Annotated in this window: 19 protein-coding genes; 6 read left to right on the top strand and 13 right to left on the bottom strand. The window is 61.0% G+C overall.

Annotation, left to right across the window (positions count from 1 at the left end):
- Positions 1 to 177: 177 nt before the first annotated feature.
- Positions 178 to 1,248, top strand: coding sequence for a HoxN/HupN/NixA family nickel/cobalt transporter (locus WN72_RS38995; protein ID WP_167381056.1), 1,071 nt, complete (start codon positions 178 to 180; stop codon positions 1,246 to 1,248).
- Positions 1,249 to 1,258: 10 nt separating this feature from the next.
- On the opposite strand, the gene WN72_RS38990 is transcribed toward WN72_RS38995, so the two are convergent.
- From WN72_RS38990 to WN72_RS38975, 4 genes are all read right to left on the bottom strand, one after another.
- Positions 1,259 to 2,773 carry a helicase HerA domain-containing protein gene (locus WN72_RS38990; protein WP_092218404.1) on the bottom strand — a complete coding sequence of 505 codons (1,515 nt, stop codon included), beginning with the start codon at positions 2,771 to 2,773 and terminating at the stop codon, positions 1,259 to 1,261.
- Between the two features lie 104 nt (positions 2,774 to 2,877).
- Positions 2,878 to 3,696, bottom strand: a complete 819-nt coding sequence (locus tag WN72_RS38985; protein ID WP_092218403.1) for a YkgJ family cysteine cluster protein — start codon at positions 3,694 to 3,696, stop codon at positions 2,878 to 2,880.
- 497 nt (positions 3,697 to 4,193) lie between these two features.
- Positions 4,194 to 5,258, bottom strand: a complete 1,065-nt coding sequence (locus WN72_RS38980) for a ketopantoate reductase family protein (RefSeq protein ID WP_092218402.1) — start codon at positions 5,256 to 5,258, stop codon at positions 4,194 to 4,196.
- A gap of 526 nt (positions 5,259 to 5,784) precedes the next feature.
- Positions 5,785 to 6,024, bottom strand: coding sequence for a hypothetical protein (locus WN72_RS38975; protein ID WP_027564118.1), 240 nt, complete (start codon positions 6,022 to 6,024; stop codon positions 5,785 to 5,787).
- A gap of 1 nt (position 6,025) precedes the next feature.
- Here WN72_RS38975 and WN72_RS38970 point away from each other — a divergent pair, with 1 nt between their 5' ends.
- Positions 6,026 to 7,108, top strand: a complete 1,083-nt coding sequence (locus tag WN72_RS38970) for an alpha/beta hydrolase family protein (protein ID WP_092218401.1) — start codon at positions 6,026 to 6,028, stop codon at positions 7,106 to 7,108.
- A gap of 195 nt (positions 7,109 to 7,303) precedes the next feature.
- Here the strand turns inward: WN72_RS38970 and WN72_RS38965 are convergent, their stop codons facing one another.
- Positions 7,304 to 7,783: a MarR family winged helix-turn-helix transcriptional regulator gene (locus tag WN72_RS38965; protein ID WP_027564120.1), complete on the bottom strand. Its 480-nt coding sequence runs from the start codon at positions 7,781 to 7,783 to the stop codon at positions 7,304 to 7,306.
- 534 nt (positions 7,784 to 8,317) lie between these two features.
- Here WN72_RS38965 and WN72_RS38960 point away from each other — a divergent pair.
- Positions 8,318 to 9,892 (top strand): porin, encoded by a 1,575-nt coding sequence (locus WN72_RS38960; protein WP_027564121.1) that lies wholly within the window; start codon positions 8,318 to 8,320, stop codon positions 9,890 to 9,892.
- 857 nt (positions 9,893 to 10,749) lie between these two features.
- Here the strand turns inward: WN72_RS38960 and WN72_RS38955 are convergent.
- From WN72_RS38955 to WN72_RS38935, 5 genes are all read right to left on the bottom strand, one after another.
- Positions 10,750 to 11,763, bottom strand: coding sequence for a helix-turn-helix transcriptional regulator (locus WN72_RS38955; RefSeq protein WP_194482955.1), 1,014 nt, complete (start codon positions 11,761 to 11,763; stop codon positions 10,750 to 10,752).
- A gap of 252 nt (positions 11,764 to 12,015) precedes the next feature.
- The gene (locus WN72_RS38950) at positions 12,016 to 12,180 is read right to left on the bottom strand and encodes a hypothetical protein (RefSeq protein WP_167381141.1); all 165 of its coding nucleotides are present in this window, start codon (positions 12,178 to 12,180) and stop codon (positions 12,016 to 12,018) included.
- A 551-nt stretch (positions 12,181 to 12,731) separates the two neighbouring features.
- Complete coding sequence (locus WN72_RS38945) at positions 12,732 to 12,950, bottom strand: hypothetical protein (protein WP_092219811.1); 219 nt, start codon at positions 12,948 to 12,950, stop codon at positions 12,732 to 12,734.
- A 253-nt stretch (positions 12,951 to 13,203) separates the two neighbouring features.
- The gene (locus tag WN72_RS38940) at positions 13,204 to 13,419 is read right to left on the bottom strand and encodes a hypothetical protein (RefSeq protein ID WP_092219813.1); all 216 of its coding nucleotides are present in this window, start codon (positions 13,417 to 13,419) and stop codon (positions 13,204 to 13,206) included.
- Between the two features lie 1,006 nt (positions 13,420 to 14,425).
- Entirely contained in the window at positions 14,426 to 15,298 is an 873-nt protein-coding gene (locus WN72_RS38935) for a recombinase family protein (protein WP_092219815.1), read from the bottom strand.
- Positions 15,299 to 15,783: 485 nt separating this feature from the next.
- Here WN72_RS38935 and WN72_RS38930 point away from each other — a divergent pair, with 485 nt between their 5' ends.
- Complete coding sequence (locus tag WN72_RS38930; protein ID WP_194482954.1) at positions 15,784 to 17,358, top strand: porin; 1,575 nt, start codon at positions 15,784 to 15,786, stop codon at positions 17,356 to 17,358.
- 151 nt (positions 17,359 to 17,509) lie between these two features.
- Here the strand turns inward: WN72_RS38930 and WN72_RS38925 are convergent, their stop codons facing one another.
- Positions 17,510 to 17,989, bottom strand: a complete 480-nt coding sequence (locus tag WN72_RS38925; protein ID WP_092219819.1) for a MarR family winged helix-turn-helix transcriptional regulator — start codon at positions 17,987 to 17,989, stop codon at positions 17,510 to 17,512.
- Between the two features lie 619 nt (positions 17,990 to 18,608).
- On the opposite strand from WN72_RS38925, the gene WN72_RS38920 reads away from it, so the two are divergent.
- Positions 18,609 to 18,959, top strand: a complete 351-nt coding sequence (locus tag WN72_RS38920) for a hypothetical protein (protein ID WP_167381142.1) — start codon at positions 18,609 to 18,611, stop codon at positions 18,957 to 18,959.
- A gap of 270 nt (positions 18,960 to 19,229) precedes the next feature.
- Here WN72_RS38920 and WN72_RS38915 read toward each other — a convergent pair whose 3' ends face one another.
- Both WN72_RS38915 and WN72_RS38910 read right to left on the bottom strand, forming a co-directional pair.
- Positions 19,230 to 19,505 carry a helix-turn-helix transcriptional regulator gene (locus WN72_RS38915; RefSeq protein ID WP_092219821.1) on the bottom strand — a complete coding sequence of 92 codons (276 nt, stop codon included), beginning with the start codon at positions 19,503 to 19,505 and terminating at the stop codon, positions 19,230 to 19,232.
- 30 nt (positions 19,506 to 19,535) lie between these two features.
- Positions 19,536 to 20,024 carry a hypothetical protein gene (locus WN72_RS38910; RefSeq protein WP_092219828.1) on the bottom strand — a complete coding sequence of 163 codons (489 nt, stop codon included), beginning with the start codon at positions 20,022 to 20,024 and terminating at the stop codon, positions 19,536 to 19,538.
- A 77-nt stretch (positions 20,025 to 20,101) separates the two neighbouring features.
- Here WN72_RS38910 and WN72_RS38905 point away from each other — a divergent pair, with 77 nt between their 5' ends.
- Positions 20,102 to 20,314 (top strand): helix-turn-helix domain-containing protein, encoded by a 213-nt coding sequence (locus tag WN72_RS38905; protein ID WP_018644870.1) that lies wholly within the window; start codon positions 20,102 to 20,104, stop codon positions 20,312 to 20,314.
- Positions 20,315 to 20,340: the final 26 nt, after the last annotated feature.

Raw genomic sequence — 20,340 nt, 5'->3', positions numbered from 1 at the left:
CCATCCACGTCTTAGGCTGCAGCACGAAGAACGTGGGTGCCCGCGACGAGCCCGGGCATGACGACCTCCCTTGCAAATTCGCATATGCGATCATCAGGCCACGGCCGGGGCTGGTCAGTGTGACTATTCTATGTAAATATCATACCGTGCGATGGGGCGTACGGACGGATTGAATTCGTGACGAGATGGTCCTTGCGGGCAATCGAGCCCGGCGTCGCGTTGCTGTTCGGCGGGCTGATTGCCGCCAACATCGCCGCATGGGCCTGGGCCTTCGCGGCGTTCGGCGACCGTCCGACGGTGATGGCGACAGCGCTGCTCGCCTGGGTGTTCGGGCTGCGCCACGCCGTCGATGCCGACCACATCGCCGCGATCGACAACGTCGTGCGCAAGCTGATGCAGGCGGGCGACACGCCGCGATCCGCCGGCCTCTATTTCGCGCTCGGTCATTCCACCATCGTCGTGGTCGCGGCCATGCTGCTCGCGCTCGGCGTCGTCGGCCTTGGCGCCGACAGCCTGCTCAAGCAGATCGGCAGCTTCATCGGCACATCGGTATCGGCGCTGTTCCTGCTCGTGATCGCGGCCATCAACCTCGCCATCTTCGTCAGCCTGTGGCGGGCGATCCGCATCGCCCGCGAGCAGGGCGTTCACGACGCCGAAGGGCTCGATGCGCTGCTCGCCAATCGCGGAATGCTGGCACGTCTGCTCGGCCCGATGTTCCGCCTGGTGACGCGGCCGTGGCACATGTATCCGCTCGGCGTCCTGTTCGGCCTCGGCTTTGACACCGCGACCGAGATCGGCCTGCTCGGCATCTCCGCCACCGAGACCGCGCACGGCGCCTCGCTCGCCGATATCCTGGTCTTCCCCACGTTGTTCGCAGCAGGCATGGCACTGGTCGACACCGCCGATTCCACGCTGATGGTGAGTGCCTATCGCTGGGCCTTCGTCGATCCCTTGCGAAAACTCTGGTACAACCTCACCATCACCGGCGCTTCCGTCGCGGTGGCGCTGCTGATCGGCGGCATCGAGGCGCTCGGGCTGATCGCCGATCGGCTCGGCCTGTCCGGCGGCGTGTGGGTGCTGGTCGACGGTCTCAACGGATCGCTCGCCAATCTCGGTTTTGCCGTGATCGCGTTGTTTGCGATCGCCTGGCTCGTCTCGGTCGCGCTCCACCGCCGTATCTTTGCTGACGATCGCGGTGCCGCGCCTGACATGCTGATCGATGCGACCGAGGTGGCGCGACGGGCCTGAGTCCCCCGGATCAGAGCGAAGCCGCGCTTTGCACTCGCTCCGCCGGCAGCTCGTCCGCATTGGGATCGCCCGGCGCGGTCGCCCAGGCCAGTTCCACTAGCGTCACGAACCTGCGGCCACCGCCGTCGAGCTGGACGACGATCAGGCCCTGCTCCTCCATATAGCCGAGGAGGCGCTGCGCCCGGCGCAGCGAATGCGAGCCGTAGGCCCGGGCGATCGCGGCATCGCCGGGGCAGGGCCAGCCCTCCTTCGCGGCGCGCGCGATCATCATGAACACGCCCTGCATGTCGTCGGGCAGGATCGAGGCGCGCAGCGACACCTCTTGCCAGGCATCGTCCTCGGCGAGATCGGTGCCGAGCCCGGCGCGCGCATGCGTCAGCATGCGGCGGAATTCGTTGAGGTCGGGCACCGCCGAGCCGAGGCCTTCGATGCGGCAACGGACGACGAACTCCTGGTAGAGCACGCCGATGGCGCGGAAGCCGGCATCTGGCTCGGCCAGCACGGCGCGAAGCGTACGATCGACGCGCTCGCGCCGCTCCGCAAGCTCCTCGGCGCTGACGGGCACCTCGACCACTTCGGTGCGGATCTCCGGCGTCGCGGCTGCTTTCGCCGCGCGGAGCTGCTCGAGCAAATCCGGCGCGGGCCGGCGCTGCGGCCGGCTGGCATCGGGTGGCGGTGCCGCCAGAATCACGGCGCGCGCATCCTCCAGCGTCGCTTCGGGCAGCGGCATCAGCCGCGGCGTGGAATTGCGCGGGCTGGTATCGGTCGCGCCGATGTTCAGGCGCAGGGGACGGCGCGACAGCGCAGGTCCCAGCGCCATGAACTGTCCGCGCTCGAGATCGCGAAAGGATTCGGCCTGCCGCCGCTCCATGCCGAGCAGATCGGCGGCCCGCGCCATGTCGATGTCGAGGAAGGTGCGGCCCATCAAGAAGTTCGAGGCTTCCGCCGCGACGTTCTTGGCAAGCTTGGCGAGGCGCTGGGTCGCGATGATGCCGGCAAGCCCGCGCTTGCGGCCGCGGCACATCAGATTGGTCATGGCGCCGAGCGACAGCTTTCGCGCCTCGTCCGACACTTCGCCGGCGACGGCAGGCGCGAACAGCTGCGCCTCGTCCACGACGACGAGCATCGGGTACCAATGGTTGCGGTCGACGTCGAACATCCCGCCAAGGAATGCTGCGGCGCGCCGCATCTGATTCTCGGCATCGAGGCCTTCGAGATTGAGCACGGTCGAGACGCGATGCAGTCGCGCGCGTTCGCCGGCAACCTGCAAGCCGCGCTCGGTGTGATCCTCGGCGTCGATCACCAGATGGCCGAATCGCTCGGCCAGCGTGACGAAATCGCCCTCGGGATCGATGATGGCCTGCTGCACCCAGGGCGCGCTCTGCTCCAGCAGGCGCCGCAGCAGATGCGATTTGCCGGAGCCGGAATTGCCCTGCACCAGGAGGCGGGTCGCCAAGAGTTCTTCGAGGTCCATGGCGGCCGCGGCGCCTGCCGTGGTCTGCCCCATCTCGATCGCAACCGTCATGTCCCCGACTCAAGTCCCGTCATTCGCGGACAGGGGCTTATCAATCCGGCCGGGGCGCGTCGAGCGGAACAGGGCGAATCATGCCGTGTTGCCCACGGCGGAGTTCAGGCGTGATTCGAGAGCCGCAGAAGTGCGGGCCGATAGGGCGCCTGCGGATCGTCGTCCTCGTTGTCGGGAATCGCGCAGGAGCCGAATTCCTGCCTGATCCGCTCGATCTCGGCGATGCGCTCGTGCAGCCGCTGCAGATGTTCGGGCGATTTTGCCCTCCAATAGCGGAACGTGTCCTGCGTCAGCGGCAGGAACGCGGTGCCGAACAGCGTCGGTTCCGGAACGATGGTGCGTCCGAGCAGCATGAACCGGTCGGGGCCGGACACGATGAGGGTCGCATAGCCGCGGTTGCCTATCCGCCTGATGCCGTTCAGCGACCATTCGGCGAGCTTGCTGAAGTAAGGCTCTTCCCGCCAGCGATCGGGACAATGGTCGTCTGCGGTGACGTTGACCGCGTCCTGGCTGAAATGGACGATGAGCCCGGCCTTTGCGGGGAACCACTCGTCGTCGAGATGGCCCTGCAGCCAAGCACAGACGAACGAGCGGCACATCTGCGGACGGCGGTCGTAGATGGTGCATCCCGTGCCGGTCTGCCAATGCTTGCAGAGCTGGTTCACCGGCTTGTCGACGGCGGCCACCTCGAGGATGTCGCAGCAGGCGTTGCAGGAACCGCATTGCCGGGCGGGACGCGCCGTCTTCGGCAGGCCGGTCGCGCGAAAACCCTGGCCGTCGCGGACCAACAGCTTCTGCTTCTCCAGCGCGGTCAATGCACGTTCGATCTTGAGACGGGATAGCCCGGTGGCGTCGATCACGCCCTTCATCGTCGTCGCGCCCGCCTCGACCGCGCGAACGACGCTCAGCATTGCCTGATCCATTTTTTATTTATCTTGTTGGTTTGCGTCCGCTCCTGGACGCCGGCATTGCATAATGGCTGAGGCGAAAAGCTATCGTCCTCCGTTTTGCGGGACAACAAGCGGAGACTGATCTGCGCGCATGCGGCGCCTGCGCAAATGCAGGATCGCGCGCGCCGCGCGCCGATCGCTTCAAGCCTTGGCGACGGGGAATTTCGATCGCGCCTGACGGATTCGCGGGCAAAACGGCGTCATTTCACCGCCGTCCAGCCAAACAGACGATGAGCAGCCGGCGTGTTCTCACGCGGCTGTGATATGCGCGAGGCATGCGCTCGCGCGCGGAAACACGACACGTTTGCGTGATTGCGCGCTGATGAGGAAGCACCGCGCGGCGCGTTGCTCATGCATCACACCGGGAACTCGGCGAATGAATGCAGCCCCGGAGGGAGCGCAGCGTGATCCGGGCTACGGAGTACGCCGCGTCAAGGTCGACGCGATCCGACAGGAACGGAAGCGGCGCGCTACTGCGCGCCGGACCCGCCCTGCACGATCTTCTCGTTCAGCTTCTGGTCCACGGTGTCGACCGTGCGATCGATCTCAGCATTGGGCACGCCGAGCTGATGCGAGATCAGCTTCACCAGGAGGTCGACGCGCTCGATGAAGGGTGCGCCGCTCGCGACCGCGCGCGCAGCCGACGAGGGCTTGAGCAGGCTCTCGGCGGCCTTGGCGTATTTCGCGAACGGCACCTGGTCCTGCGGATCGGCGCCGAGCTTGCGGGCGATCGCATCGACATGGTCGTAGATCGTCTGCGAGCGCTGGAGGTCGCCGTGAACGGCGTCGCGGATCGATTGCGGCTCGTGCGGCGTGATGCAGCGGTAGTTGCCGGTCAGCAGCATCGACCATTTCGCCAGCGGCACGAACAGGGAGTCGAACACTTTCAGCTTCACCGGCACGTCGTGGCCGTCGAGCGTCACCGCGTCGATGTCGGCCTCTAGCTCGCGCAGCACCTTGTTGTGCTTCTCGTCGGCGAAGGCCGATGCCTTGAAATTCGTGGGCAGGCCGACATGGAGGACGTTCGCCGCGTCCTCCGGCGGGCGGAACGCCTGCGGATCGGGCGAGCACAGTGTCACCAGGCCCGGCTCGAAGCGCTCCCACACCTGCGCGTTGGTGTAGGCCTCCTCGAGATCCATGTCCGCGAGCGCCGGAATGCGCTTGAGATAAGGCAACGGCGGCATGTTCATGATCGACAGGCACGGCAGCTTCGCCGCGGCGATCTTGACCATGAGAACGCGCACCGTGTGGTTGGTGTATTGCGGCTCCTGCATCGCGAGGCCGACCATGTCGTAGCGCGAGAGGTCGACATTGGCCGGCGTCACCGCGTCGAGCTTGCCGGGCAGGTCGCGCGAGAAGATAGCCCGGTGCGCGGCTTCGTCGCGCAGCTTGATGCGTACTTCGGTACCTTCGCGGTTGATCAGCTCAGCGGTCTTGGCGCGGCAGACCAATGTCACATTGTGCCCGGCCATCAGCAGCTTCGTGCCCAGCAACGAGCCGTAGGAAGCTCCGAGAATCAATATGTTACGCGCCATATTCCGTCCCCTCGACAATGTGCGTGATTTTTGAGCCCCGGCCGTCATCCGCGGGCGAGTTGCCGGCATGTAAGGCGAAGTGCGTGAGGATGGCAACTGGGATAATGCATACAAGGCCTTGCGCTATATTCCGTCGGCCGGATGGCGTGCGACCCCGTCCAGGTTGCCGGGGGCTCGCCGGTCGCGCGGCGGGGCAATTCCCGCCCAGTTGTCGCCATTACATTCTGTCATACCGAAATTCTGTTTATCGAATGTTTTGCACGTTTCGGGTGGGCTATGCACGCAAGGATGCATATCGGCACACAAGGATACATATCGTCTCACGATATATTTGAATGGGCCGTCAACGGTTCCCGTCGCTCTCCGTCGATAGTCGCGTTGACGAAGCGGCAATCAGCCGCATCTTTCGCCATTATCGTGATTGGCGGTGCGATAGATTCGCGCCGTAAAAATTACGCGATCAGGGCTGATACGACATGCCGCATCGTCATCGCGGGTCTGTTTTGATCATTGATGACAACAAATGTTAAAACGCGGGGATCGCGAACATGGCAGAGTGGAGAACCTCGATCGCACGGAGCGGGGAACTGACCACTGGGTTGAGCCAGCCTGAATCTTTGAGCGAGGCCGGCTCGTTGCGATCGGCAGCCAGATCGACCGACACGATCAGGCGCGTTGCGACGGAATCGAGCAGGCGCGCGGCGCGCCATGCTGGAAGCGAAGCCGGCAAGTCTAGCAACCGCTGACGCTGCTGTTCGGAGATCATGATGGACGGTGGTCATTGGCCTCATGGTTCTTGTGACGGCGCCGGTGGAAGCCTGGTACGCTTGCGTAGACGCGCGTCCGAATTCTTCGATAGCTTGCCCGTTGCAGAACTGGCGAGCGAGGCACACAGGCGGCTATGGATTTCGGACTGGTTGCGGGTCGCAGAAGACTATCGGACCTTGGCCGAATTCGCGCGCGCGGACCGTTCTGGCCGGATCGCGCATGAAGCGTGGATGTGCGCGCAGACGGCGATCCAAGTCGCGCGAAGCCTGTCTTGTCAGGAAGACATCGCGGACGCCGACCTCGCAGACAAGCTCGCGACCGGCCTGAAAAGCTTCGAGGATGACGCTGGCCTTGCGATCGATCGCGTCGAGATCGATTGCTTTGGTCAGGAGGTGCTTGCCGGCTTCTTTGTCCAGGGCGGGCGTCGGGGGCCTCGCGCACCCGTGGTCATCTGCATCAGTGACGAGCACATCACCGGCAGCTCGATGATGGGTCGGCTGCCGCCAGCCTTGCTTCGCCGCAACATGTCGCTGCTGCTGATCGACGCCTGCAATTCGACCCATCGTCGTTCTTTCAAGCCGGAGCATGTGCTGCAATGCTGCCTGGACTATCTGGAGGCTCGTCCGGATATCGACCAGCAGCGGATCGCGATCTATGGCGAAGGCGCCGCCGCCCCGCATGCATCCCGTCTTGCACTCACGGATGGCAGGATCGCTGCCGCCGTTTGCGACGGTGGCCTTCTGACGCAGTTCATGCGCCGGGCGCCGTTTCGCTGGATGACCGGACTGGAGCAGAGCGACCAGGACGGGAACTCGACAGGCTCGATGCTGCCGTCGCGTCGACTATCTTGTCCGCTTCTGGTGGTCGTCGGCAGTCGCTCGATGGTGCGCGAGCACGAGGCTCTCGAACTTCGAACGTTCTATCGGCAGGCCGGAGCCGATTGCTCGATCGTGGTGCCGAATTGCATCCCTCACCCGCTGGGCGAGGTCGAGAATTTCATCGCCGTGGACGACTTCATTTTCGAATGGCTCGACAGCAAGCTTGGAGCTGGCCGTCAGCTGGATCTCGTCACCTATCTCTAGCGCTTCGGTTCTGATTGAATCAGGACCGAAGCTTTTGGATTCTTGTTTTTGACGCGTTTTCGTCACGCGAACCGGCGTCCACTTCGCTCGAAATCGCTTTAGCCGGATCAGAGAGGATCGCGTGCAGGTCGCTCCGGCGCGGCGTGACGACGATCGGGGACGGGCCAGGCGATCATGCGTCCGACGTCGGCGGATTTACGAAGCGTCGATGGCCAGCAATCGTGCAGCAAGCCGCGCGTTCTTGGCGAGCTTGGCCAGCGCAGCATTCAGATCGGCCAAGGTCTCCTCATCGAGCTCATTGAACATGGTCGAATTCAAGGCGAGCCTTCTCTTGGAGAGCTTGCCGATTTCCGTCGTCGCCTTCTCTGTCAGCGACATCAGGACGAAGCGGGCATCGTCGGCTGCCGGTCGCCGCGACAGGAATCCGCCCTTCTCGAGGCTCTTGGTCTGGTTGGTCACGAAGGCCGGATGGATCCGCAGCTTGTTCGCGATGTCGATTCCGGCGACGCCGCGCCCCTCATCGAGTTCGGTGATGGCCATCAAGATGAGCCACTGCGGCTCGGTAATGCCTAGCAGGGTGGCCCAGCTGGTGTGGATGTCCTCGAGCTGAGAGTGGATTTCGACCACATTCCAAATGAAGTCCGTAATCGCTCTGTCGAGCCTCTTCTCAATCATGTGGTCCCGGGATTGCTCAGGCAGAAGGAAATCAGACAGGTCAGCAAAGTAGATCTTGTACCGGGATATTGGGCACGTGTCCCGTGCATAGCGTGCGGGAGGCGTCGATGCCTATCGTGCCGCGAAAACCATTTGGCCATTCAACGCTTGCATAAAACAATTAATTGAGTTACATATAATCCCACTCAAGTTTGCTGCTCTTGACCAACGTCGACAGCTAGCAATGTGAGACCTCCAAGAAAGCCCTCGGGATGCCCCCTGAGGGCTTTTTCTTTTGTTTTCAGCATCTAGATGGCCAGTAAACCGCCCTGTTGCTTGGCGGCAACATCCTCTTCAGAACTTGCGCTTCATCAAATCAATGAATTGAGGCGATTGTTTTTATAAACTATACGTGAAGCACGACGGAGGGGGGGCACCTCACTGTCGTTTCAGTCCGGACCTTCAGTGCGGACCTGAATTGAACGGAAATTGATGTGGGTAACGCGGCCTCCAGCGAGGACCCGGCCCCCTGAACCGACACCTGGAGGTTTACTAATGAAGTTAACGAAGACGCTCTTTCTCGGCTCGGCAGCCGGCCTGATGGCCGTCTCCGGCGCGTTCGCAGCCGATCTTCCCGTGAAGGCCAAGGCGGTCGAATACGTGAAGATCTGCTCGCTGTACGGCGCCGGCTTCTACTACATCCCGGGCACTGACACCTGCATCAAGCTGGGTGGCTATCTGCGCGCTGAAGTTGGTCTGAACACCAACAGCATCTATGACTCGCAGCGTACCGCGCCTGCCGCGGGGCGCAATCGCCTGAGCAACTACTACACCATGCGCGCTCGTGAAGATCTCAACATCGACACGCGCACCGCAACCGAATACGGCGTCGTCCGCACGTTCTTCGATGCGACGTTCTCCTGGACCACGGGTAGCTATCAAGGCACGGGTTCTGGGTTCGGCGGCACTGCCTATAGCAGCACGCTGGCCCTCAACAACGCTGGTGCGTCCCCGGCGCTGGTCGGTTCGTCGATCAACCCGACTGACGGCGGCACCTCGGGCGGTGCGCTCGGCGTGTACTATGCCTTCATCCAGTTCGCCGGCTTCACCATGGGTAAGGCCGTGTCGCAGTTCGACGCGCCCTGGACCAACTATCCCGGCAACAACTTCGACGGTCTCGTCGGCGGCTCGGGCACGGTCACTGGTGTCAACCAGTTCACCTACACCGCTGACTTCGGTCAGGGCGTGACGGCGGCGTTCTCGGCTGAAGACGCAACTGCGTACTACCAGGCCGGCAACCTCAACGTCAGCAGCGCTGCTGGTGCTGCTGCTATCGCCGGTTTGACCACTGGTGCGCTGGGTGCCAATGCCATCGGCGGCTCGCGTTCGCCGAACCTCGTCGGTATGGTGCGTGTCGATCAGGCTTGGGGTCTCTTCCAGGCGTCGGTGGCTGCGCATGACAACCACGTTGCCTACTACGGCGCGACCGAGACGACTGGTCACCCCGACGACAAGTGGGGTTGGGCGGTTCAGCTCGCTCTGTCGATCAAGAACATCCCGACCGGTGCGGGTGACGTGATCAACATCTCGGGCGTCTACACCGACGGCGCGACCCGCTACAACTTCCAGAACCTGGCGGGCGGCTCGTACATCATGTACGGCGGCTCGAGCCTTGCCTACCAGAGCGTCGCCGCGGTTACCGCTCCGGACACCACGTACGTCACAGGCGGTTCGCAGGAAAGCGTCAAGACCTGGGGCTTCCGTGGCGCTTACACCCACAACTGGGACCCGTACTGGAACACCGCGATCTACGGTGCCTACGCTCAGGCCCAGTTCGGTGGTGGGACCAAGACCTTCCTCTGCGGAGCTGGTGGCGTGTTCTCGTCGGTTGCGGGCGTGACCTCGTGCAATCCTGACTTCAACATCGGTCAGATTGGCCTGATCACCCGCTGGACCCCGGTCAAGAACCTCACGTTCTCGGGCGACTTCACCTGGACCCACGTCGACCAGAAGTATGCTGGCGTGGTTGCTGCCGGCGCCAACTTCCCGGTCGCCAAGCCGGCCGCGACAACCGAGCTGAAGGATCAGGACTCGTTCACCCTGCTGCTCCGCGCTCAGCGCAACTGGTAAGATTAGTCGAAAGCAATTCGACGAAGCACCCGGCGGGCAACCGCCGGGTGTTTTTTTGTGGCGATTCGTAGCCCCGACGGAGATTTGTAGCCCGGAGGAAGCCAACGGGTCGGCGCGGAGCGCCGCCCGATGACAGGCTCAGCGTAATCCGGGTTCTTGCCACGAGCGACAGCCGCCCCGGATTGCGCTCCGCTCCGTCCGGGCCTGCGTAGCGCGGCCTGTGTCGCCGCCCGTCAACCCCTCCTCCCAAAAATATTCCGCTTTACCGAAATTCGGAAATAGCGTATGTGTCGCCCATCCCGGCTCATCCTTGAGGGGCGATCGTGAGGTCGTCACGGTTCGCGAGCAGGGGGGCGGTGGACGCGGCAGCGTCGGACGCGAGAGGTTAGGGCGGGGCGGATTGCTCTCCGTGAGCCCGAAACCGCGCGTGGACGAACGGCGCTGTCAGGTTCGTCTCGCCTGTAAGTTTCCGGCTCTGTCGACAGGGCTGGGAAAACTGCGGCGAATAGCGGGCCGTGCGTACGGCAAAACCGTGTGGTCCTTGCTGCAAGCGATTTTTCGGCTTGTTGAAATCGACGGAAGTGCTTGAAGATAAAGGTATATTTCTGTTGTTGCCGGGCGGGCGAGAAGCCTGTCCGAACCGGCTGGGCCCTAATAGGCCCTAGTTTTACATGGCGCTCGTGCGGCCGGTCGGGGTGCCCTTGGAGCACGTAGCTGGCGCTCTACGGCCCTTTGCGGGCTCTCCTATGCGCTGGCGTGGTCCGGTGTCCGGTAGCCCGCGCGCGCCTGGGCTCCTGTACGGCCTTACTGCGGCCTCGCTCATGATGCCTTGCGCCCTCCCGGTGCGTATCCGCACTTCAGCGGCCGTCGCCAGCGCATTGTGAGGAGGCGCTGGATGACTTCTGCCGCACGATTGATGTGGCGCGTACGCCTGACGGCGTCTCGCCGAAGCGTCGGCGGAACGAGCGATTGAAATGAGAAAGGTCACCAAAGCCGACTGCAAACGCGATATCAATGATGGCCAAATGCAGATGGTGCGGGTCAGCCAACATCGCGAAGGCACGCTCAAGCCGACACCCTGCAAGGTGCTCGGTGAACGACTTTCCGGTCCCTTCGAGCAATTTTTGCACGTATCGCCGCGACATACCGAGCGTTCCAGCAACATTGTCCAGATCGAAATTGGGATCGCCGAAGCGTTGCGCGACCTCCGCCAGGATCGCCTGAAGCTTGGCCGCCTTCACACCACGCTCCGTAACCATGTCTGCAACTTCGGCGGTCGGCCCGAGCGTCGCGGCCACGAGATCGAGGAGATGTACGCCGACGGTGGACGCCAGTTTTGATGACGGAGGTTGTTTGAAGGATGCGAGCGACCGCAGGTAGCGACCGAGCAATCTAAGCGCCGGTCCGCGATGCACCGGCCGACCTGCAAGATCTTCCGGCTGCGCAACCAGAGACCTAAGGGCAGCAGCCGGCACGGTCACGAATTTGACGCTGCCACCACGCGGCCCAAACACTCGCAGCGGCCTTCCCCGGTCAATCAAACAAGCGGAGCCGGCATCATAGACATGTTCCCGGCCAGCATTTGCAAATTGGACCGGCCCAGCCTCGACGATGTTCAGTCCGAATTGGTCGCGGCTATCCTTGAGGTGGTGTTTGTGACGGATAAACTCCACCGGCGTGGTGACAATGCTACAAACGCTAACCGCGCCGAGAGACAAGTAGGTGACGTCAATACGCGGGCGGCCGCCGCTGTGATCTATCACGTCCAAGGCGAGGTTCAGCCGCGCAAACTCCTCACGGAACGTGGAGAACCGAACGTGCTCCGGCAGCATCTCGGTCGACCATCGCAAAAGCGCAGACGAGTTTGACATGCCGGTCTCCCGTTTCGGCGCCCAACCCCGCAAGAGCGACTGGACTATATCGGACTGCGCTTCGGTGCAGGTGTGAGGTGGATTACAAGGGAGGACTTCAAGAAAATGTCGAGGAATTTCCCGTCAGACTTTCGATGCTGGCACGGTTCGCATCGAGGTTGAGATGATGCGCGAAATGCCATAACGGCACGAAAAGATTTCCGCGTAACGGCTACGAGAAGATTGCAGATCATTCGGTAGATGATCGAGGCCTCACTGCGGCCAATCCTTGCAGAGAGCGATGCCGATCATGATCAGCGAGCCGATTGCGACCGCCACCGGGCAGATAAAGGGCAACTCTTCCAGCACGCTGATAAAGACCGCCCGGGAGCGGAGAGTTCTCTTCATATGCGCAAAGCGCCAGCCTGCCACACCCATCGGACATCTCCGTTTGGCCCCCAGCAGCAGCGACCTCACTCTGTCAGCGCGAAGCGATCTTCGGCTATTGCCCGTTCGGATGTATCCCTAGATCAAGGTGAAGGAACTCTTGTAGGTCGCGCATCCACTTTGTGCTCAAGGCGACGTTGATGCTGACAGGTTGCACGTCGGCCTTACTCGTCCCCTTCCGTCTTAGGCGGTGGGTGGAGTTTGTCGCCGAGAAACGTGCTCGGAATGGGCAACCGGAGTAGCGCCAGCGAGTGTGCACAGATTTCCCGGGTTCGCTCAATCTCTTCGGCGATGAGCGCGGACTGAAAATTTTTCGAGAATACTCCGACATAGCAGCACTCCCCTGTTAGCAGGCGGGAGCACGCTGGGTCTCTCAGCCACCGACACCTATGGGCAGAGCCTTGGCCGGTGACGACGGCACAATACTCTAAAGGACGGGTAGTTCCTAGCTTGAAGCGAGGCAACTCGCGCTGTTGCATTGCGATCGCTTTATGCGTCGAGACATCGTGGTGGTCTAAGTGCCGTCAATGATCGGCCGTGGTTCAAGCGTGGTCCAGTTCTCTGAGGATCAGATCGCGGTGCGTGACGAATTGCGCTTGAGTGCGGAGGAACGTCTCCAATAGTTCGCGGGCCAGAGTTACGTCATACCCGTGATTTTCAAGGTCTTCGATGCGCTGCTCTCGGTCGGATACGTTCTGCTCGCCACGCAACACGTGACGCTCAGCTTGTTCTAGATGTTGAAGTTGGCGGGATCGTTCCATCGGCTCCTCGCGAGAGGCGGGAGCACAAGCTGTCTCTCAGCCACCGACGCCTCCGAGCCGAGCCTTTGTCGGTGATGTTCGAAATGATACCCCAGTTCGCGGCTTATTTCCGTCGTGAGAGCACATTTAATCCAAGCTGCGGCGAACGGGCTTTGCCTTGGAGACGCGCGCTAATTGACAAGACTGAGCGCACGCGACCTCGTGGGGCCAATAAGTGCCATCACGATGAAAGGAACCACCCAACTGAGGCAGCTTACTCTTGCGTCCTGTCCTGCCCTTGCTCTGAACAGGAGCCGAGGACTTTGAACGACTGCTCCAAGACGATTTGGGACTGTTTAAGCGTAGCGCGGGTCTGCTCAAACGCTCGCTGCGCTCGTTCATAGGCCAGCTTCGCCGCTCTGATCTGTTGCCGTGCCACGAAGCGATAATTCGGTTCATTGGGGGAATGGGCTTGTTGGCGATCTTGCATGAAAGTCTCCCTCGCGCTTGCGGGTCCTAATCCGCATGGTTCAGCACCGACGATTACGTAGCAAAGTGGAGATCGGGACCGGCTCAATTTGCCCATCGAGCATCGAGCGGAGCAGGGAATTGGGGTCGGTGCCCAAAATCGGTGCAACCTTAGCGGCGCGGGCGCGGCTGATCCGATCAGTGCTCGTTCATGCTGAACTGTCACTGAGGTGCTGACCCTTACTCGGTGCATGTCCTCTATGCGCGCGCGTGGCGGAAAACGATGGACTGAAGGTGATGATACCCGGCTTCTCGAGTTGGCTTCTCAGGGAAAGTCCCCGACTGAACTCGCATCTATGATGCAGCGCAGCTACTTCAGCATTCAAAATCGGCTGCGTACGTTGAACGCTGGCCGTGCCAAATGTTTGCCACGTCGATCAGAACGAACGCGATTCCCTTCGGCCGATCTCTCCTGCGGTGCACTTTCCCATGCATCGCACGATGTCGTACGTACCTTTTGGTCCGAGATTAAGGGACACCACGATATCATCAGGCGACGGGAACCGTCGACCCTTAAACCCGAAGTGGAGTGTTTCCTCGGCGCGGTAGTGCGCGAAGGGCTGATGTGTTTGCAGATAGGCAGCCTGCCTACATGGAGAAGAGTTTCATTATCTCAAATACGCGCAAGTGATGCCGGCATAGACTCGGGCGCAGCAAGAAATCTCATAATTGCGCTTAATGATCATGGTTTTTTGGAATTATTTGTCGGATATTTCGGAGATAGTGGGACCTACCGGCTGGAGGCGCCCGCCGCTCGATTGGGCCGCTCCATGCTCTTGAGGGCAACTCGAAAAACGCTGCATGTCTGTACGCTGCACCAAATAAATCTGAACAATCTGCACACGCATTTTCCAAGCCCCCGCTAGGAAGATCGCCGAGCTGGCAGCATCGATAGTCGAGTAGCCCTAAGGCCGCTTTTTGAACCGCTCCAAATGTATGCGGAACGCTTGAACCGCATGCGCCGAGGCTCAAAGTACGGAAAGGTATTTGTCCACGGGGCCATCCCAAAGCCGGATTTCAAGAAATCGTCCCCTAACATCTTTGCTAATCTGCGCCGAAGGCAGGCGTGGAGATTCGATGACTGCAGCGCTGTAAAGGGCCAAATGCGTGACGGTTTGCTTTAGCAGTATGGCGATTTCGACCCGCGTGGCGAAATATGGCTTTTGAGCAGTCAGGCATTTCGCGACTCTCTCCGCCAGCTCGAGCAACGTGCTCCTTTGCTCGCCTCGAAATCGCTGAGACAGGGCAGGATGTATCAAGAATGCGAAGACCGTCGCCTCAAAGTCCCGATATGTCCACGCTGTTCGAGTGCATCCATTGCCATCAACGACTTGTGTACATGCGAGAACTTGGACATTCGAGACGCGGTGGAGAACGATTTCATTGCCGCAATAACCGCAGGTAGTGAGTCCTGCGAAGATGTTTGCAAGATCGTTACCCTTACGGCCGCGGTTTGCAAGATTTTGTTGGCGAGCAACCTGCGCGCGCTCGAACGTTTCTTGATCTATGACGGCTGGATAGTAACCACTCACAGGGGGGCCATTGGGGATGCCCTTCTTGTGACCGCTTGCGAAGCTTTTGGGCTGGTACTCTCCGTAGGTAGCGCGATTCCGTAACATATAGTCGATGGTTGTGTGATCCCACTTTGTCGTTTGCGTGAAGGTCGGCACCTTTCTTTCATCCAGGTAATTTGCGATCGCGTAGCTCCCCATTCCGCCGATAGCCAATTCGAAGATCCGCCTCACGACATGGGCGCGCTCCGGTATAAACAAGAAGCTCTGACGGTCTTCGCTCAGTCCTAGCCAGCTTGGTGCCGCTGAAATCTTCTTTTTCTCAGGCATTCGATATCCGTCGGCTTCATGGCGTCTAACCGATCTTCTAGTCGGCTCGATTCGGCTTTTCCACCGTTGAGCGTGCCTAGAGCGAAGTGGCTGCGGGTCCGCGCGCTTCTCCAGTTCCAGACCTCGCCTGTCCCGTCACAAGGCTAACGATCGAAAAATAATCCAATAAAATCATATAGTTATACTTCGTGTTAGCCCCCTCACGGTTGCGTGATTTTTGTGCAACAGTTGTCCAGATTCGATTTGATGGAGACCCTTCACCCCGTTTCGGTGGTTGCGTGTGCAAGGGTCCTCGATCATGGTGATCACGCGACGGAGGGGGGCATCCCAAGGTCGTCCCGTTTAGGTCTTTCGCTTAAGTCCCTCGCGTTCATGCGGGTGTGTCCGAAGACGCGAAGAGGTTTAAGCGTGGGTTTCAGAGGGGGTTGGGGAATTGACCGCTTGGTCAAAAAACCTTCCCTGTAGAACAAACTTGGAGGTTTAACATGAAGTTGGTTAAGAGCCTTTTGCTCGGTTCAGCGGCGGGTTTGATCGCCGTTGGCGGAGCGCAGGCAGCCGATCTCCCCGTGAAGGCCAAGGCGGTCGAGTACGTGAAGATCTGCTCCCTGTACGGTGCGGGTTTCTATTATATCCCCGGCACTGACACCTGCATCAAGCTGGGTGGTTATCTGCGCGCTGAAGTTGGTCTGAACACCAACAGCATCTATGACTCGCAGCGTACCTCGCCTGCCAGTGGGCGCAATCGCCTGAGCAACTACTACACCATGCGCGCTCGTGAAGACCTGAACATCGACACGCGCACCGCAACCGAATACGGCGTCGTCCGCACCTTCTTCGATGCGACGTTCTCCTGGACCACCGGCGGTTATCAGGGCACGGGTTCTGGGTTCGGCGGCACTGCCTATACCGGTACGCTGGCCCTCAACAACGCTGGTGCGTCCCCGGCGCTGGTCGGTTCGTCGATCAACCCGACTGACGGCGGCACCTCGGGCGGTTCGCTCGGCGTGTACTATGCCTTCATCCAGTTCGCCGGCTTCACCATGGGTAAGGCCGTGTCGCAGTTCGACGCGCCCTGGACCAACTATCCCGGCAACAACTTCGACGGTCTCGTCGGCGGTTCGGGCACGGTCACTGGTGTCAACCAGTTCACCTACACCGCTGACTTCGGTCAGGGCGTGACGGCGGCGTTCTCGGCTGAAGACGCAACTGCGTACTACCAGGCCGGCAACCTCAACGTCAGCAGCGCGGCTGGTGCTGCTGCTATCGCCGGTTTGACCACTGGTGCGCTGGGTGCCAACGCCATCGGCGGCTCGCGTTCGCCGAACCTCGTCGGTATGGTGCGTGTCGATCAGGCTTGGGGTCTCTTCCAGGCGTCGGTGGCTGCGCATGACAACCACGTTGCCTACTACGGCCCGACCGAGATCACCGGTCACCCCGACGACAAGTGGGGTTGGGCGGTTCAGCTCGCTCTGTCGATCAAGAACATCCCGACCGGTGCGGGTGACGTGATCAACATTTCGGGCGTCTACACCGACGGTGCCACCCGCTACAACTTCCAGAACCTGGCGGGCGGCTCGTATCTCATGTACGGCAACTCGGGCGTTGCCTACCAGAGCGTCGCCGCGGTTACCGCTCCGGACACCACGTTCGTCACAGGCGGCTCGCAGGAAAGCGTCAAGACCTGGGGCTTCCGTGGCGCTTACACCCACAACTGGGATCCCTACTGGAACACCGCGATCTACGGTGCCTACGCTCAGGCTCAGTTCGGTGGTGGGACCAAGACGTTCCTCTGCGGAGCCGGTGGCGTGTTCTCGTCGGTTGCGGGCGTGACCTCGTGCAACCCTGACTTCAACATCGGTCAGATTGGCTTGATCACCCGCTGGACCCCGGTCAAGAACCTCACGTTCTCGGGCGACTTCACCTGGACCCACGTCGACCAGAAGTATGCTGGCGTCGTTGCCGCCGGCGCCAACTTCCCGGTCGCCAAGCCGGCCGCGACTTACGAGCTGAAGGATCAGGACTCGTTCACCCTGCTGCTCCGCGCTCAGCGCAACTGGTAAGTTTGGTCTAACGACCTAACCTCCAAGGCCCCCGGCAGGAAACGCCGGGGGTTTTGTTTTGAGCGCAGTGCGTTGCGGCTAGGGGACGCGCCCGACGACTACGCGCGTCCCGAGTTATCGAGAAGGCCTGCTCTCAAGGAGGTGGGGCCGATCAGGACACGTCGATTGCCAGCAGGCGCGCAGCCAGCCGCGCGTTCTTGGCAATAGTCGCAAGCGCCGCGTTCAGATCCGCCAACGTTTTCTCGTCGAGCCCGTTCGACATGGTCGAGTTCAGTGCGAGCTTTCGCTTCGACAGTTTCTCGAGCTCCTTTATCGCCTTCGAGGTTAGCGACATCAGAACGAAGCGTGCGTCGTCGGCTCCCGGCCGCCGTGATAGGAAACCACTTTTTTCGAGAGCTTTGGTCTGAGTGGTCACAAAAGCCGGATGGACCCGTAACTTATTCGCGACGCCTATCCCGGCAACGCCTCGCCCCTCGTCAAGTTCGGTGATAGCCATCAAAATCAGCCACTGGGCTTTGGAAATACCCAGTAGCCCAGCCCAGCTGGAGTGAATGTTCTCCAATTGAGAGTGAACCTCGACCACGTTCCAGATGAAGTTCGTAATCGCTCTGTCGAGTTTCTTCTCAATCATGCTCGCTCCCGACGTGTTCTAGAGGCGACCGAGAGGCCCTTTACGGAGTTTGCGGGGCATCTCACACGGCTAATCGCCGAGATACGCCCCGATGTGCTATGAGGCCGTCGCCGAACGCCCTCGCTCTTTCACTCCTAGCTGCCCGCAGCGCCGGCCAGCCTCTGAACCGCGCGCCGCATAGGTCGTGTTTGCACCTAGTAAACACATTTGATGAATTTAGACAATTATTTTGCGAAAGCAAAAGCGACGCAGTGGCGCGGCCGCTCGGTGAGCAAATCCTAGACGTGGTCTTACGACAAATACGGCGTATCGCTGGCGGGTGGCGGCTTCAGCCCGCCGCGAGAAGGAGCGCGAGCGCATTGCTCAACGCACGAGAGAAGCAGCGGCCAAGGCTCGCGGTCACACGTTGTGAAACCCTGCATAGCTGCGGACCCTGCGCATGCTCGGCTTCAAGGGGTCCGGCGCAGCCGTCGCCTACGTTGGGCGACGCGCTCAATGCTGGATACTGCTATCTCGAAGTCCGATGTCTTGCCGCGACACCAATCAGACCGTCTCCCTGGCTCTATGGAACCTTCGGACGTGCAACTTATTGAGCGGTTATTCACGTAGAGGACCCTCTGTGAACCACTTCGTCGTTATCTTGATCTTACTCGTTGGCGGCGTTTCGCTCGCGTTCGGCCAGAATACGGGTGGATCGGGCAGTGGCGGCTCCGCGGCAAGTGGAAGCGCGGCCACCGGCTCCACAGGTTATGCGGGCAGCACCCTATCGACCGGGCATAACGTAAGCGGTACTGCGGGCTCCTCCCGTCCCAACGTAGGCAATGCGCTCAGCCACGCAGCGAGCGGTGACGTGGATGCTTCCTCCGTTAGTCCGGCTCCAGCCTCCCACGACAACGCGGTGGATACGCCCGCCGCCGAGCGCGCCATAAAGAACTTAGGCAACACGGATATCGGCATTCTCAAGAAGTAAGACCATTCTGCAAGCGGGCTCGATCTTGGCGTTTGCGGCCCTCTACAGCATCACAAGGGCCAAGAGGCCATCATTCGTCTGTTCCGCCTGGTCAACTGCCACGTCGGAAACCTCGCGCCGATGAGGGAGTGTTTCCAGACTATATCGCGCCGGGATTCACAATGCGGTGGGGCATGCCGCCACCACGCGCACCGGCGGGCCGCCGGTTAGTAATGTCCGCAACAAGTCGCCGCACTTGGATCAGGCCGGACACCGGTTCCTCGTCATACTCTAGTCGCTGCGCCGGCGCCGCCCCTTACCCCGAGCCCGCTGCGGGTCGAATTCATTCACTGCGTTCTGCCACGTGACGATCTGGTCCTCGTACCAGACGCGGCGGTTGGGGCTGATGTACGTGGACTTCGGAAACCTGCCAGCCTTCTCCATGCGGTAGAGCGTGGTGCGGCTGACGGGGATGATCTCCAACACCTGCTGCTCGTTGAGCATGCGACGGGGGGCGCACTTGGGCTCTCCGTTCATCTCGGTGGGCGCTGGCTTTGCTGCGGTCATTACGAACCTCCTCAAAGCCCGGTCTGCTACTCAGTCGTCGTTCTTTTTCTCGTTTCGCATCAATTGTCGAAAACGACGGATATCGAACTCGTCAGATCGCAAGCCGAGCGGTCTGACCCTGCGACGGTAATTCCGGGCTATAGCGCGTCCGATAGCCTCAGGAGGATCTTCGGGGCCGGCCTGCTGCTCTCGCGTTCCCAACGTGATCAATGGCTTCGCAGCCAGGTCGGACGGGCTGATGGGATAGCTCATCACCTGGTCGGCAATGGCCGCCATGAATGCAGAGCGCGCGCGTTCATCGCCCCACCACGTCGTGCCGAAATCGCGCATGGTCTCGTGCGCCAGAAACAAGATCGCGTAGATCAGATCGAGCGTGTGACCGTCACCGTCGATGTCGAAGGACATTTCGAGGCGCTGGCGAATATCTTCCGCGACCGACCGGAAGTTGCGTAAACTAGAGTCATCAAGTTTCGCGCGAAGTTCATCACCCAGGGTGATCTTGAACTGGTGCTGTTTCAACCTATAGGACCCTTGTTATTAATATTCAGGACCTTACAGTAATGGGCACTTAAGGGTCAATTGGAACCTAAACTGCAATGAACAGTCCAGAAAACACCATCCACCGCGTCCTCGATCAGCGCTGGGACGGTCGCTCGACGTTCACCGTCGAAGAGGCGGGATGCGAAATCCTGGGCCTCTCGAAGTGCAGTGCCTACGCCGCCGCGAACTCCGGCGAGTTGCCGGCGATCCGGGTGGGGCGCCGTTGGATCGTGCCGCGGCACGCGCTGGAACGCATGCTGAGCGGTTGACGAAGCGGGCGGATTGAAAGTGATCG

It is taken from the genome of Bradyrhizobium arachidis (assembly GCF_015291705.1).
Classification (GTDB): Bacteria; Pseudomonadota; Alphaproteobacteria; order Rhizobiales; family Xanthobacteraceae; genus Bradyrhizobium; species Bradyrhizobium arachidis.
Note: the sequence above shows the minus strand (reverse complement) of the source record. Positions and strands in the feature narration are given on the sequence as shown.